The sequence below is a fragment of the Gilvimarinus algae genome (assembly GCF_030518215.1).
GTDB lineage: Bacteria > Pseudomonadota > Gammaproteobacteria > Pseudomonadales > Cellvibrionaceae > Gilvimarinus > Gilvimarinus algae.
The window spans coordinates 853974-869164 of sequence record NZ_JAULRT010000062.1; the positions used below are offsets into that span (position 1 = coordinate 853974).

Genomic DNA, 15191 nt, shown 5'->3' on the forward strand with positions numbered 1-15191 from the left:
CGCGGTTTACTGCAGTAAGCTGGCACTGCCCGCGGGGTTTTCCCGAGGTGTATTGTCCGCCTCTGGCTGTTCCGGTGGCGGCAGTTTGTAGGGTGTGATTTTGATCAGCAATCCCAGGCGTGGGTGATCCAGGTGGTGCAGCTCCGAGCTGCGCATCCGCCGGCGCTGTTGCAGGGTGACGATGCGCGTTGGTAAATAGGGCGCGGCGAGAAAATCCGGTAAGAGCTCGTCCGTCTCAGTGCCCTGCCAGCCCGTCATGTTCTGCACAGCCGGGTCGTTCGCGCCAAAGCCGTCACCGCCAAATCCATCATCGCCGTACTGCGTGCTGACATTGTCGCCGGCCTGGGCTTGTTCCAGGCGTTTGAGCGGATTCTCCGGCAGTGGTGGCCACTGGCTGCGAATCTGGCCCGCATTGATCTGAAATTCGCTGAACCACAAATCGCTGATCAGGTGCAGGTAGCGGGACACATTTATGTTGACGCTGCCCTCCAGTTCGCGGTGCTCGCCATAGCTCTCGCCGCCCTCGATCAGCACCCAGGGCGCATTCTTTTCACTCACCACATTTTGCCGCCAGGCCTCGTGAAACAGCACGCGGTAGCCAGGCTGGGCCTGAATTCTCTGCCTAACGGCGTTCAGGCCGCGCGCCGTCTCTGGCAGCCGATAAAACGCCGAGCGGGCGAGATCCACCGGCGCCACCTCCAGCGGTTCGTCCGCCGGCGTATCCGAGGCCAGTTCTCCGGTGGCCGATTGATTGTCTAACCCCGTTGCGCTGCCCACCGCATTTTGCGCTTCAGCTTGCTCCAGGGCGCGTTGGCGGCGCTTTTCGTACTCTTCGTTCGGGTCGCGCAGGTGGTTCCAGTTGAGCGGGTAGTCCAGCACGATGTCTTGTGGCCAGACCTCCGGGCTCGCGTCCAGCGGCCGGGCGTAGACCATCATTTCGATTTGATACCAGCCCTCGTGGCCCTCGTTCTGGGCCTGGGCTTTACCGACGAGCAGGGCCGCCATTGCCAAAAGAGCTGTCAGTGGTCGTTTTTGTAGTGCAGCCATGGGTGTTCGAGTTCCTCGCGAGCCAGACGCGCAGTCTAGCCTTAATTGATCGGTTGGGGCTATGGCGTTTGCAGCGTCTCCAATAAATCGGTCATCCGCTGCAGGCGATCCTCGGCCTCGGGCATGGGGATTTTAAAGCTCAAGCCGCTGGCGCCTGCCAGAGAGAAAACCCCGGGCTGGCCCTGCACCATTTGTACAATCTTCAGCGGGTCCACCGATGTCTGGGCGCCAAACTCCAGTTTGCCGCCATTGGCCGAGGCCTCCAGTTTGACCACGCCCAGTGTGGCGGCGGTCAGCTTGATACCGGTCACCCGCAACAGGTTTTTCGCCGGTTCGGGCAAAAGGCCAAAGCGGTCGATCATCTCAACTTGCAGCTCGCGCAGCGCCTCGGGGGTTTCAGCGCCGGCAATGCGCTTGTAGAGCACCAGTCGGGCGTGGACATCGGGCAGGTAGCTATCGGGAATCAGCGCGGGCACCCGCAAGTTAACGTCAATGTTGTCGTCCAGCGGGTGGTCGATATTGGGCTCCTTGCCCGAGCGCAGTGCTTTGACGGCGCGGTCGAGCATGTCCATGTACATGGAAAAGCCCACGGTCTGAATCTGGCCCGACTGCTCATCACCGAGCAGCTCGCCAGCACCGCGAATTTCCATATCGTGGGTGGCGAGGGTAAAGCCCGCTCCCAGATCTTCGGCGCTGGCAATGGCCTCCAGGCGCTTGACGGCGTCGGGGGTCATGGCGCGCGGCTCGGGGGTTAGCAGGTAGGCGTAGGCCTGGTGGTGGGAGCGACCCACGCGACCGCGCAGCTGGTGCAGCTGCGCCAGGCCAAACTTGTCGGCGCGGTGAATGATAATCGTGTTGGCGCTCGGGATATCGATACCGGTTTCGATGATCGTGGAGCAGACCATGACGTTAAAGCGCTTGTGATAGAAGTCAGACATGACTTTTTCCAGCTCCCGCTCGCGCATCTGCCCATGGCCGATACCGATGCGCGCCTCGGGCACCAGCTCTTGCAGGGCGCGGGCGGTGCGTTCGATGCTTTTGACCTCGTTGTGCAGGTAGTACACCTGTCCGCCGCGCAGTATCTCGCGCAGGATCGCCTCTTTGATTACGGCGTTGTCGTGCTGGCGCACAAAGGTTTTGACCGACAGGCGCCTCGCCGGGGGCGTGGCAATGATGGACAAATCGCGAATGCCCGCCATGGACATGTTCAGGGTGCGCGGGATGGGCGTGGCGGTGAGCGTGAGGATATCGATTTCGGCTCGCAGCTTTTTCAATTGATCTTTCTGGCGCACGCCAAAGCGGTGTTCTTCATCGATGATCAACAGGCCGAGGTCTTTGTACTGAATGTCCGGCTGGATCAACTTATGGGTGCCCACGACGATGTCAATTTTGCCCTCTGCGAGCCGCTCCTTGACGGTCTCGACTTCCTTGTTGGTGCGAAAACGCGACATCACCTCAATCACAAACGGCCAGCTGGCGAAGCGATCTTTCAAGCTCTCAAAATGCTGTTGGGCGAGCAGGGTGGTGGGGGCGAGTATGGCCACCTGCTTGCCCGCGTGGGCGGCGATAAAAGCCGCGCGCATGGCCACTTCGGTTTTGCCAAAGCCCACATCGCCACACACCAGCCGGTCCATGGGCTGAGGGGCCAGCATATCGCGCATCACCGCTTCAATCGCCAGCTGTTGGTCGGGCGTCTCTTCAAAGGGGAAGCCGGCGGCAAAGCTCAGGTAATCGGACTTTGGGTCGTCAAAGGCCAGGCCTTTGCGCGCCGCCCGGCGAGCGTAAATGTCCAAAAGCTCGGCGGCGGTGTCGCGCACCTGCTCAGCCGCTTTGCGCTTGGCGCGACCCCACTGTTCCGAGCCGAGCTTGTGCAACGGTGCCACTGACTCGTCGGCGCCGCTGTAGCGGCTGATCAGGTGCAGGCTGGTGACCGGCACGTAGAGCTTGGCCTCGTCGGCGTATTCGAGCATCAGAAATTCGTTGGCTTCGCCCTCGACGCTGATGGTCTCGAGCCCCCGATAGCGTCCCACGCCGTGATCGATATGCACCACCGGCGCGCCGATTTTCAGCTCGGTGAGGTTTTTGACCACATTGTCGGCGTTTTCCTGGCTCTGGCGCCGGCGCCGCGTCTGTTGGACCCGCTCGCCAAACAGCTGGCTCTCGGTAATCAGGGCAATGTCGGGTTCCCGGCAGATCAGGCCCTGGTCGATAGCGCCCAGGGCAATGGCCAGCCTGTCCTGCGACTCGATAAAGCTATCCCAGTTGGGCACCTCCCGGGGCTGCACACGGATGCGCCCCAGCAGCTCCAGCAGGGTTTCCCGCCGCCCGGCGGACTCGGTGCAAAACAGCACTCGGCCGTCAAAACTCATTAAAAAGGCTTCCAGGGCGGTAAGGGGGTGTTCAGCCTGGGCGCGCACCGGCAGTGATGGCGGGGGCTCGCAGCTGAAGTTGCCGCTGTTGTGCGCTGTTTCGACCTCGCCACTGTGCAAGGCGGTGCGGCTCATTTGCTTTAGCCCGGCAAACAGCTGCTCTTCGCGCAGGTAAATTTCCTCCGGGCGCAGCAGCGGGCGGGTCGGGTCTACTCCGCGCGATTCATAGCGCGCTGTCAGCTCTGCGAGAAAGTGCTGGGTTGCGCCCTGAATATCGCCCAGGGTGTAGGCCAGGGTGTTCTCGGGCAAATAGTCAAAGAGGGTGTCGCAGTGATCGAAAAACAGTGGCAGATAGTACTCAATGCCGGGGGGTGCGATGGCGTCGCTCACATCCCTATAAATCGAGCAGGCGCTGGGGTCCACGTCAAAGCGCTGGTGCCAGCGCTGTTTAAAGGCGCTGATGGATGCCTTGTCCAGCGGGAACTCCCGTGCCGGCAGCAGCTCGAGGGACTCGATCTTGTCCTCGGTCAGCTGGGTGTCCGGGTCAAAGGTGCGCAGGGTGTCCACTTCATCGTCAAACAGGTCGATGCGCAGTGGGCGCTCGCTGCCCATGGGGAAAATATCAATCAGTGCGCCGCGCACGGCGTACTCTCCGTGTTCGTACACGGTGTCCACCGTGCGGTAGCCCGCCTGGGTCAGGTTGGAGCGCAGGGTGTCCAGGTCCAGAGTGTCGCCGACCTTGAGAAGCAGGCTGCCGCCGAGCAGATAGCCCTTGGGCATCAGCCGCTGCAGCAAGCTGGTCACCGGCACGACCAACAGAGCCCGCTTGACCGAGGGCAGTTGGTAGAGCGTGCGCAGCCTTTGAGAGATAATATCCTGGTGTGGCGAAATGCTGTCGTAGGGCAGGGTTTCCCAGTCGGCCAGGTGCAGAATATCCAGCTCGGGCGGGGCGAAAAATCGCAGTTCGCTCTCCAGGCGCTGGGCGCTGGCAGTGTCGCTGGTAACGACTAAACTTAGGCCCTGGTGGCTTTGCGCGGCCTTGGCCAGTGCCAGGGCGCAGGCGCTGCCCGCAAGCTTGCCCCATTGGCGGCGTTCACCGGCTTTGGGGGCCAGGGTAGGGCGGAAGGGGTCGAAATGGCTCATAGGTGTTCTGGCTGACCGTAGCTGGTGAGTCGAGTGGGTGCCGATCGGGTCTCGGCGCCATCAGGGGCGGGATTGTACCCGTGTTTGTCCGCGGTCTGTAGTCGCAGTGGCCCGGCCGGTCCGGCGGTGGCGGTAAAAATGTGTTGCGCCACTGGCCTTTGGCGGCAGCGGTCTTTATAATTGCCGCGATTTTTTGGCTGGTGGAACGCTTTGCGTCTGAAAACCATCCCCACTGGGTGCGGTTTCGGTCCGATATGCCTCAAAGCTGCGGCTCTCCTTGCTCTTTTTATGATTCCCATGCGTGTGGGATGCCTGAAACATCAGCGAAAAACGATTGATCAAGCTTCAACGTAATAGAAGCAGCTGGCACAGCGCCAGCGCAGCGACACTGCGGCTCCAACAAGCCGTGCAACTTATTAATCCAACGAGTGATTAGGCAGAGACGTATGATAAAGATTCGTCGGGGATTGGATTTACCTATATCCGGTGCGCCCGAGCAGACTATCGTCGATGGGCCGGCGGCCCGCTCTGTGGCAGTCATCGGCCCAGATTACCACGGCATGAAGCCGACCATGGCCGTAGCCGTAGGCGACAAAGTCAAGCTCGGACAACTTCTGTTTACCGATAAAAAAACCGAAGGGGTTCGTTACACCGCTCCCGCAGCCGGCACAGTCGCGGCAATTAATCGCGGTGAGCGCCGGATGCTACAGTCTGTAGTGATCGATGTAGAAGGTGATGAGAGCGAAAGCTTCAAAGCCTACAGCGACGCCGAGCTACAGAACCTGGCAGCGGACGCTGTGCGCGATCAGCTCAATGAGTCTGGGCTGTGGGTCAGCCTGCGCACCCGCCCTTACAGCAAAGTGCCAGCACTGGATGCTAAGCCTCACTCGATTTTTGTGACTGCGCTGGATACCAATCCGCTGGCTGCCGACCCCCAAGTGATCCTCAAAGATCAAGGCGCTGCCTTTAAAGCTGGCCTCAAGGTGCTGAGCCGCCTGACCGAAGGCAAGGTGTTTGTCTGCAAGGCGCCGGGCGCGGATATCCCCGCTGAGGCAGGCGGTCAGATTGAAGTTCACGAGTTTGGTGGCGTGCACCCGGCGGGCAATGCCGGCACGCACATCCACCACCTGGACCCCGTCAACGCCACCAAATTTGTCTGGACCGTCAATTACCAAGACGTGGTAGCTATCGGCATTCTGTTTACCGAAGGCCGTATTGAAACCTCCCGCGTCATTTCCCTGGCCGGCCCGCAGGTGGAAACACCGCGCCTGGTGCGCACCCGCGTCGGTGCCAACCTGGATGAGCTGACCGCTGGCGCCCTGGTGGGTGAGCACAACCGCGTGATTTCCGGTTCGGTATTCGGTGGGCGCACCGCTCGCGGCGCCTATGCCTACCTCGGCCGTTACCACAACCAAGTCAGTGTGCTCAAAGAGGGCGATGACCGCCCCTTCCTGCATTACCTGCGCCCCGGGAACAACTTCTTCTCGGTGTTTAACATCTATCTGTCCAAGCTGATGCCGTCCAAGCGTTTTGCCTTTACCACCACGACCATGGGCAGTGAACGCGCCATGGTGCCGGTCGGCGCTTACGAAAAAATCATGCCGCTGGATATTCTGCCCACGCAGCTTTTGCGCTCGCTGATCGTCGGCGACACCGAAACGGCTCAGCAGCTGGGTTGTCTCGAGCTCGATGAGGAAGATCTGGCTCTGTGTACGTTTGTCTGCCCGGGTAAGTACGAGTACGGCCCGATCTTGCGCGACAACCTCACCCGTATCGAGCTGGAGGGTTAAGGCATGAAAGCATTGCGTAATTATCTCGACAAAATCGAGCCGCATTTTCACAAAGGCGGCAGACTGGAAAAGTGGTATTCGCTGTTCGAAGCGATTGATACCGGTCTTTTCCGTCCGGCCAATGTCACCAAAACCACCAGCCATGTGCGCGACGGCCTCGACCTCAAGCGCATCATGATTACTGTGTGGATTTGTACTTTTCCCGCCATGTTTTTCGGCATGTACAACGTCGGCCACCAGGCCAACACCATTCTTGCTGAAATGGGCACCGGCGCCGGTGAGGGCTGGCGCATTGCGCTGATCAGCGCCATCGCAGGTTTCGACCCCAACAGCATTTGGGATTGCCTGGTTCACGGCGCAGCCTACTTCCTGCCGATTTACGCGGTGGTGTTTATTGTCGGCGGCTTCTGGGAAGTGCTCTTTGCCTCGGTGCGCGGTCACGAAGTCAACGAAGGTTTCTTTGTCACTTCCGTGCTCTTCGCCCTCATCTGTCCGCCGGACCTGCCGCTGCTCTACGCCGCGCTGGGTATCAGCTTTGGTGTGGTGCTGGGTAAAGAGGTCTTTGGCGGTACCGGCAAAAACTTCCTGAACCCGGCACTGACCGGCCGCGCTTTCCTGTTCTTTGCCTACCCGGCCAGCATGTCCGGCGATACCGTCTGGACCACTGTCGATGGCTATACAGGCGCGACCGCGCTGTCGGTAGCCGCCCAGGGTGGTATGGACGCGCTCAACAGCCAGTTCACCTGGCTGGATGCCTTCCTCGGCAACATCCAGGGCAGCATCGGTGAAACTTCCACCCTCGCCATCTTTATTGGCGGTGCGGTCCTGCTGGTGATGGGCATTGCCTCCTGGCGCATTGTGCTGGGTGTGATGCTGGGCATGATCGCCACCACCGTACTGCTGAACGTGACCGGCGATGCCTCGTCCAACCCGGCGATGGCGGTGCCCTGGTACTGGCATATGGTGATCGGCGGCTTTGCCTTCGGCATGATCTTTATGGCCACTGACCCCGTGTCCGCGTCCATGACCGACACCGGTAAATACTGGTTCGGTGCCCTGATTGGCTTTATGGTAGTCATCATCCGTGTAGTGAACCCGGCCTTCCCCGAAGGCATGATGCTGGCAATTTTGTTTGCCAACCTGTTCGCCCCGCTGATCGACTATTTTGTGGTTCAAGCAAACATCAAGCGGAGGTTGGCGCGTGGCTAGTAACGATTCCATCAAAAAGACACTCACAGTCACCATAATGCTGTGTATTGTCTGCTCGGTGGTGGTTTCTACCGCTGCCGTGTACCTGCGCCCTGTGCAGGAAGTTAACAAGTCGCTGGACTTTAAACGCAACATTCTCGCCGCCGCCGGTTTGCTTGAGCAGACCGCAGGCAGAAAAGTCGAAGACGTGTTCAATGAGCGGGTCACCACCCGCGCGGTGGATTTCTCGACTGGCACTTTCACCGACCAGGTGGACCCGGCCAAGTACGAGCAGCGCGCAGCGGCCAAGGACCCGTCGCGTTCAACGGACCTGAGCGCCGATGAAGACATCGCCAAGATCGGCCGTCGCGAAGAAGTCGGTCTGGTGTACATGATCGAGGGCGATAACGGCCTTGAGACCATCGTTCTGCCGGTACGCGGCTACGGTCTCTGGTCAACGCTCTACGGCTTTTTGGCGCTCGACTCCGACCTCAACACCGTTAAAGGCCTCGGCTTTTACGAGCACGGCGAAACCCCCGGGCTCGGCGGCGAGGTGGATAACCCCAACTGGAAAGCCATCTGGGAAGGCAAGAAAGCCTACGACGAAGACGGCGACGCCGAGCTGACGGTGGTCAAGGGCGCAGTTGGCCCCGACACCCGCGATGCCGAGCACAAAGTGGATGGCCTCTCGGGCGCCACGCTGACCAGTCGCGGTGTTGCCAACCTGGTGCAGTTCTGGCTGGGTGAGGACGGCTATAAACCATTTTTGACCAACCTCAAGAAGGGGGAGGCCTGATACCATGAAAATCAAAGAGTTGTTATTCGCACCGATTTTCTCCAACAACCCGATCGCCCTGCAGATTCTCGGTATCTGCTCGGCGCTGGCGGTGACCAGCAGCCTGAAAGTGACCGTGGTGATGTGTATCGCCCTGACCACCGTAACGGCGTTTTCCAACCTGTTCGTCTCGCTGGTGCGCAACCACGCGCCGGGCAATATCCGAATCATCGTGCAGATGACCATTATTGCCTCGCTGGTGATCGTGGTGGATCAGATCCTCAAGGCCTACGCCTACGAGATCAGCAAGCAGCTGTCGGTGTTCGTCGGTTTGATCATCACCAACTGTATCGTGATGGGTCGCGCCGAAGCCTTCGCCATGAAAAACCCGCCGCTGCCGAGCTTTTTCGACGGTGTCGGCAACGGCCTTGGCTACAGTGCCATTTTGCTGGGCCTGGCGTTTATTCGTGAGCTGTTTGGAACGGGCAGCCTATACGGCGTGCAGCTTCTGCCGCTGGCCACCGAAGGCGGCTGGTACACGCCCAACGGTCTGCTGTTGCTGCCGCCCAGTGCCTTCTTCCTGATCGGTCTGTTTATCTGGGGCATCCGCACCTGGAAAAAAGACCAGGTGGAAGCACCGGATTACAAGATGGCACCTAACACCAAGCCGCAAGCGAAGGAGGCCTGATCGTGGAAGCCTATATCAGCCTGTTTGTTCGGTCGATTTTTATCGACAATATGGCCCTGGCGTTCTTCCTGGGCATGTGTACCTTTCTCGCCATTTCCAAAAAAATCGGCGCGGCCTTCGGCTTGGGTATTGCGGTGGTGGTGGTGCAAACCATCACGGTGCCGGTCAATAACCTGCTGTACACCTACGTGCTGGCCGACGGCGCCCTGGCCTGGGCCGGCTTGCCGGATACCGACCTGAGCTTTTTGGGTCTGATCACCTACATCGGCGTGATCGCCGCTCTGGTGCAGATTCTGGAAATGGTCTTGGATAAATACGTTCCCGCGCTCTACAACGCGCTGGGTGTGTTTTTGCCGCTGATCACAGTGAACTGCGCCATTCTGGGTGGCTCACTGTTTATGGTGGAGCGCGATTACAACTTTGCCGAGAGTGTGGTCTTTGGCGCAGGCTCCGGTGTGGGCTGGGCGCTGGCCATTACCGCACTGGCCGGTATTCGCGAGAAGATGAAATACTCCGACGTGCCGGAAGGTTTGCGCGGCCTGGGTATTACCTTCATCACCGTCGGCCTGATGTCGCTGGGCTTTATGTCCTTCGGCGGTATTGATCTGTAATCAGCGAGGAATCACATGAACGAGATTATTCTGGGTGTCGTGATGTTCACCGTCATTGTGCTGGCGCTGGTATTCGTGATCCTGAGCGCCCGTGCAAAATTGGTGGCATCCGGTGACGTCACCATTGAAATCAACGGCGAGAAATCGCTGACTGTACCGGCCGGCGGCAAGCTGCTGCAGACCCTCTCCGGTGCCGGCCTGTTTCTGCCCTCCGCCTGTGGCGGTGGTGGTACCTGTGCGCAGTGCCGCTGCGTGGTGAACGAGGGGGGCGGCTCTATGCTGCCCACCGAAGAGAGCCACTTCACCAAGCGCGAGGCCAACGAGGGCTGGCGCCTGTCGTGTCAGACGCCGGTCAAGCAGGACATGAAGGTCGAAGTCCCCGAAGACGTCTTTGGTGTTAAGCAGTGGGAGTGTACCGTTGAGTCCAACCCCAATGTGGCCACCTTTATTAAAGAGCTGACCCTGAAGCTGCCCGAAGGCGAAAACGTCGACTTCCGCGCGGGTGGCTATGTGCAGCTGGAATGTCCTCCCTACGAAATCAATTTTGCCGATTTCGATATCGAGGAAAAATTCCGCGCCGACTGGGAGCGTTTTGGCTTTTTCAACCTCAAGGCGAAAAGCAACGAAACCGTGCAGCGCGCCTACTCCATGGCCAACTACCCGGAAGAGAAGGGCATTGTTAAGTTCAATATCCGTATTGCTACACCGCCTCCGGGTTCCAAGGATATTCAGCCGGGCATTATGTCCACCTACGTGTTTAACCTGAAGCCGGGCGACAAGATCACCGTTTACGGACCCTTCGGTGAGTTCTTCGCCAAGGACACCGATGCCGAAATGGTGTTTGTCGGTGGTGGTGCCGGTATGGCGCCTATGCGCTCGCACATCTTCGATCAGCTTAAGCGTTTGAACACCAACCGCAAAATGTCTTTCTGGTACGGTGCGCGCTCGTTGAAAGAGCTCTTCTATCAGGACGAGTACGACATGCTCGCCAAGGAGAACGAGAACTTCGACTGGTACGTGGCCATGTCCGATCCTCAGCCCGAGGACAACTGGACCGGCCTGACCGGCTTTATCCACAACGTACTTTACGAGCAGTACCTCAAGGACCACCCGGCCCCGGAAGACTGTGAGTACTATATGTGTGGGCCGCCGATGATGAACGCCGCCGTCATCAAGCTGTTGCACGACCTGGGTGTTGAAGACGAAAACATTATGCTGGATGACTTTGGTGGTTAAACCGGTCATGATGTTTGCCCATAAAGCAATAACAAAAACGAGGCTGGCACTGCTGGCCTCGTTTTTGTTTATTGGTGCCTTACTGGCCGCCTGCGATACCGGCACGGTTGAGCGCGATCACCTCAAACTCACCGGCCGCACCATGGGCACCAGTTACCACATTACCCTGGTGTCGGCAGACAAGGAGCCCTTGGAGGTCGATGCCGAGGCGCTGCAAGGCGACATCGACAAAGCGCTGCAGCTGATCAACCAGCTGATGTCCACCTACATCGACGATTCAGAGCTGATGCGCTTTAACCGCGCCCCGGTGGATGAATGGGTGACGCTCTCGGCGCCGCTGATGGAGGTGCTGCAAATCAGCCAGCGCATCTCGGTTGCCTCCGATGGCGCCTTTGATATCACCGTCGGCCCGCTGGTCAACCTGTGGGGCTTTGGCCCCGAGATGCGCCCTGAGCGGGTACCGAGCGAGGCCGAGCTGGCCGAGGCGCGCGACAACACGGGCTTTGGTCATGTCCAGCTCAACACCACCCGCGCCCGGCGCACCGCGCCTGTGCAGGTGGACCTGTCGGCCGTGGCCAAGGGCTACGGGGTGGACTGGATTGCCGATCTCTTGGTCGAGCGTGGTTTTGCCAATTTTATGGTGGAGATTGGCGGTGAAGTCAGAGCCGCCGGGCTCAGCCCGCGCGCCACACCCTGGCGCATTGCCATAGAGCAACCAGAGCTTATCGGCGGCGGCGTGCGCTTTGCGCTGGAGCTGCAGGATAAGGCCGTGGCCACCTCCGGCGACTATCGCAACTACTATGAAATGGCTGGCGTGCGCTACTCGCACACCATTGACCCGGTGACGGCCAAGCCGATCACCCACAATCTCGCCTCGGTGACGGTGGTGGCCGACACCGCCGCTCACGCCGACGCCTGGGCCACGGCGCTGAACGTGCTGGGCCCCGAGCGGGGGATGGCGCTGGCCAATGCCGAGCAACTGGCGGTTTATATGATTGTCAAAGACGGCGAGGGCTTTCGCGATCTGCACTCGCAGGCCTTCGCACCTTTTGCACCCTGAAGCACTGAGAGGTAAGTTATGGCGATGTTTATAGTGGCGCTTTGCGTCATGTTGCTGGTGGTGGCCGGTATGGCCGTAGGGGTCATCTTTGGTCGCAAGCCGCTCACCGGCTCCTGCGGCGGCGTCGGCCAGGCGCTGGGTGAGAAAGACTACACCTGCGAGCTGTGCGGCGGCGACGAGCAAAAGTGCGAGAGCTTGAAAAACGGCGAGCCTCAGGAAAAAACGGATCTCGCCGTAGACGCAGCCGCCAAGCGGTAAACAAGCGCAAATCAGTGGGTGTCGAGACAAGGGGATAGCGAGTGACAAATTTCACCTATGATGTACTGATTATTGGTTCCGGCCCCGCCGGTGAAAGTGCGGCCATGGCCTCGGCCAAGGCCGGCAAGCGGGTGGCCGTGGTCGAGGGCAGGGCACTGGTGGGCGGCAACTGCGCCCACAAGGGCACCATCCCGTCCAAGTCCCTGCGCCATATGGTCAAGCAGATTATTCAGTTTAAAACCGGCAACCTGTTTCGCGAGACGGGCGAATCCTGGCGCATGACCTACCCGCGGGTACTGGCCTCGGCCAACGCGGTGATTCCCAAGCAGGTGGAGTTGCACACGGACTTTTACGTGCGCAACCGCGTCAAGCTCTACTCCGGTTTTGCCCGCTTTCTCGATGCCAACACCATTGCCATTAATCTGCTCGAGGGCTCGCGCGAAGAGGTGGTCACCGCTGACAAAATCATTATCGCCACCGGCTCGCGCCCCTATCGCCCGGCAGACATCGATTTTGACCACGCCCGTATCTACGACTCCGACACCATTTTGGAAATGGCCCACACGCCGCGCCACTTGATTATCTACGGCGCCGGGGTGATCGGCTGCGAGTACGCCTCGATTTTCTCGGGCCTGGGCGTGAAAGTGGATTTGATCAACAGCCGCGATCGGCTTTTGTCCTTCCTCGACGATGAAATCTCCGACGCGCTCAGCTACCACCTGCGCGACAACGGTGTGCGCGTGCGCCACAGCGAGATGTACGACAAAATCGAGGCCAGCGACCGGGGCGTGACCGTGTATTTGAAATCCGGTAAACGCCTGACGGCGGACGCGATTCTCTGGTGCAACGGCCGCAGCGGCAACACCGACCAGCTCAACCTGGAGGCCATTGGCCTGGAGCCCGATCATCGCGGCAACCTGGCGGTGAACGATCAGTACCAAACGGATGTGGCGAACGTCTACGCCGTGGGCGATGTGGTGGGCTGGCCGAGCCTCGCCAGCGCCTCCTTTGATCAGGGCCGCGCCCTGGCGGCGGTGATTCTCGGCAAACCCTATAAAGAAGTGGCCAGCGTGCCCACGGGCATTTATACCCTGCCGGAGATCAGCTCGGTGGGCAAAACCGAGCGCGAGCTGACCGAGGCCAAGGTGCCCTACGAGGTGGGCCGCTGCCTGTTTAAAAACACCGCCCGCGGCCAGATCAGTGGTGAAGATGTGGGTATGCTCAAGCTGCTCTTCCATGTGGATACCGGGGAGATTCTCGGGGTTCACTGCTTTGGCGCCGAGGCGGCGGAGATTGTCCACATCGGCCAGGCGATTATGTCCCAGCCGGGGGAGGGGAATAACATTAACTTTTTCCTCAATACCACCTTTAACTATCCGACCATGGCGGAGGCGTATCGTCTGGCGGCCTTGGATGGGACGAATCGGATTAATCGGCGGTAGGAGTTTTGGGGGCGGCCCTTTGGGGCCGTTTTTGGTTTTGGGGGTTGTGGTTCAGCCCTTTTGGCTGTTTTTCAGTTTTGCTGGCCCTCTGTCGCCGGGCGGGCGAAGTACTTTTCTGCTTGTCCAGAAAAGTACTCAAAAGAGGACACCCCGGTTCGCGGCCCTTCGGGTTCCCTCTCTCCAGTCTATTTTAGCGGGCCGTATCGACGCGCCATCCCTGGCGCGGCGATACTTGCGCACGCTTCCCTGCGTGCTTACCCCCTAAAATAGCCCTCCGTTCGGCTCGCTCTCAGGGGGTTAAGGTGTGCCACCCTGCGAGAAAAGTCATTTAGTTAGCCTATCCTGGGGTCCTTCTCGGTGCCAAATTTTGGCCTTTTCAGAAAGTCAATTGTGTATTGCCAACTGGCGCAAATGGTGGCACTCTTTTCCTCAAGTGTTTTAGCGGGTTTGCCGGGCTTTTTAAGCGGGGGCGAATCAGCGGTAGCCAGTGGGAAGGTGAGATCAAACAGCATCTGGAGTAGGGTGCGGCACTTCCCTTCTGTTTATATCGCTTTCCCGGTAAAACTTAGAAAAATCAGTTAGTTGCACCAGATCTGTTTTGCGTAAGCGAATCGAGTCGCGCAGAGTAAACAGCCTGAGTCTTTCTTTTCCGCGGCAAGCAGTTGTTGATAAACACTGATTTTCTTTTGAAATCAGGAGCCTACGGCGACTTTTTTATCTCGATTCCAGGGGGATTATATTGCCGCGGGGAATTTTATTTAGGCTTTTGAATTAGCTGTTAGGCACTACATATAAAATGGATTCAACATGTTCGAAAAAAATAGAAAATACACTGCCTTTTTAAACAACAAGGATGTAACTCTTACTTCGGAAGAATTGAAAAAGTTCAGCGATTTCTATCTCGAAGATTGCTCATTGAAGAACAGGATCAGTGAGCTATTCTGGCTGGACTTGTATATTTATGAGAACGAGTTCGGGATATTTCCAAAAGAAATAATTGATGAGTTAATTTCCCTAGAAAATGGAGACGAAAGAAGCTTCACTAAGCCTCCATCTATGTTCAATAGAGAGCCTTTAAAAGGTTTATGGCATAAGCATTATTTTTCTGCGCACTTCACCCCTCAAAATATAATGAATGAACTGAGAGGAAGTAGACTATCGGGAATAGTCGATGAAGCACTATCGCCAGAAAAGTCAGATCACATAACAAAGGATATGATAAATGATCTACTCTATAACGCTCTTGAGAAACCATTAGAAGAACGCTCAGAAAGGAAGAAAATTACTGGCGAATGGATTATCTATGCTATCCATAACGATGAGAACTACTATCTGTGTCTATGCACTCATAATGCAGGTGACCAGAGTATTTTCGAAAGAATTTTTGACTGCGGCCTCAAAGATTTTGAATTCCTTAAAAATCAAGAGCCTTTTTCATCACGCGCCTAACAAGCGACTGTGGTTCAACCCGTAGCTAAAAATAATTAATACGCCCACTCCTGACCATCGCGAATCATGGCATTTATGATGGTCAAAAACTTTCTCATCGCTGCGGTCAACGCCACTTTCTTATGTTTACCCTGC

Annotated in this window: 12 protein-coding genes; 10 read left to right on the forward strand and 2 right to left on the reverse strand. The window is 58.1% G+C overall.

Annotation, left to right across the window (positions count from 1 at the left end):
* Positions 1-6 precede the first annotated feature (6 nt).
* Positions 7-1047 carry a CsiV family protein gene (locus QWI16_RS18640; protein ID WP_302715575.1) on the reverse strand — a complete coding sequence of 347 codons (1041 nt, stop codon included), beginning with the start codon at positions 1045-1047 and terminating at the stop codon, positions 7-9.
* Between the two features lie 59 nt (positions 1048-1106).
* On the reverse strand, positions 1107-4559 hold the full coding sequence (gene mfd, locus QWI16_RS18645) for a transcription-repair coupling factor (RefSeq protein ID WP_302715577.1): 3453 nt from the start codon (positions 4557-4559) through the stop codon (positions 1107-1109).
* Positions 4560-5005: 446 nt separating this feature from the next.
* On the opposite strand from mfd, the gene QWI16_RS18650 reads away from it, so the two are divergent.
* The 10 genes from QWI16_RS18650 to QWI16_RS18695 all read left to right on the forward strand — a co-directional run bounded on the left by QWI16_RS18650 (position 5006) and on the right by QWI16_RS18695 (position 15056).
* Positions 5006-6349 carry a Na(+)-translocating NADH-quinone reductase subunit A gene (locus tag QWI16_RS18650; protein WP_302715579.1) on the forward strand — a complete coding sequence of 448 codons (1344 nt, stop codon included), beginning with the start codon at positions 5006-5008 and terminating at the stop codon, positions 6347-6349.
* 3 nt (positions 6350-6352) lie between these two features.
* The gene (locus tag QWI16_RS18655) at positions 6353-7558 is read left to right on the forward strand and encodes an NADH:ubiquinone reductase (Na(+)-transporting) subunit B (RefSeq protein ID WP_302715581.1); all 1206 of its coding nucleotides are present in this window, start codon (positions 6353-6355) and stop codon (positions 7556-7558) included.
* Positions 7551-8333 carry a Na(+)-translocating NADH-quinone reductase subunit C gene (locus tag QWI16_RS18660; protein ID WP_302715582.1) on the forward strand — a complete coding sequence of 261 codons (783 nt, stop codon included), beginning with the start codon at positions 7551-7553 and terminating at the stop codon, positions 8331-8333. The genes QWI16_RS18655 and QWI16_RS18660 overlap by 8 nt, the downstream gene beginning before the upstream one ends.
* 4 nt (positions 8334-8337) lie before the next feature.
* Positions 8338-9000 (forward strand): NADH:ubiquinone reductase (Na(+)-transporting) subunit D, encoded by a 663-nt coding sequence (locus QWI16_RS18665; RefSeq protein WP_302715583.1) that lies wholly within the window; start codon positions 8338-8340, stop codon positions 8998-9000.
* 2 nt (positions 9001-9002) lie between these two features.
* On the forward strand, positions 9003-9611 hold the full coding sequence (gene nqrE / locus QWI16_RS18670; RefSeq protein WP_302715585.1) for an NADH:ubiquinone reductase (Na(+)-transporting) subunit E: 609 nt from the start codon (positions 9003-9005) through the stop codon (positions 9609-9611).
* Positions 9612-9626: 15 nt separating this feature from the next.
* Entirely contained in the window at positions 9627-10847 is a 1221-nt protein-coding gene (gene nqrF / locus QWI16_RS18675) for an NADH:ubiquinone reductase (Na(+)-transporting) subunit F (protein WP_302715588.1), read from the forward strand.
* Positions 10831-11907: an FAD:protein FMN transferase gene (locus QWI16_RS18680; protein ID WP_302715590.1), complete on the forward strand. Its 1077-nt coding sequence runs from the start codon at positions 10831-10833 to the stop codon at positions 11905-11907. The genes nqrF and QWI16_RS18680 overlap by 17 nt, the downstream gene beginning before the upstream one ends.
* An 18-nt stretch (positions 11908-11925) precedes the next feature.
* Positions 11926-12165, forward strand: coding sequence for a (Na+)-NQR maturation NqrM (nqrM, locus tag QWI16_RS18685; protein WP_302715592.1), 240 nt, complete (start codon positions 11926-11928; stop codon positions 12163-12165).
* 41 nt (positions 12166-12206) lie between these two features.
* On the forward strand, positions 12207-13607 hold the full coding sequence (gene sthA / locus QWI16_RS18690) for a Si-specific NAD(P)(+) transhydrogenase (protein ID WP_302715593.1): 1401 nt from the start codon (positions 12207-12209) through the stop codon (positions 13605-13607).
* An 807-nt stretch (positions 13608-14414) separates the two neighbouring features.
* On the forward strand, positions 14415-15056 hold the full coding sequence (locus QWI16_RS18695) for a hypothetical protein (protein WP_302715595.1): 642 nt from the start codon (positions 14415-14417) through the stop codon (positions 15054-15056).
* The last annotated feature ends 135 nt before the right edge of the window (positions 15057-15191 follow it).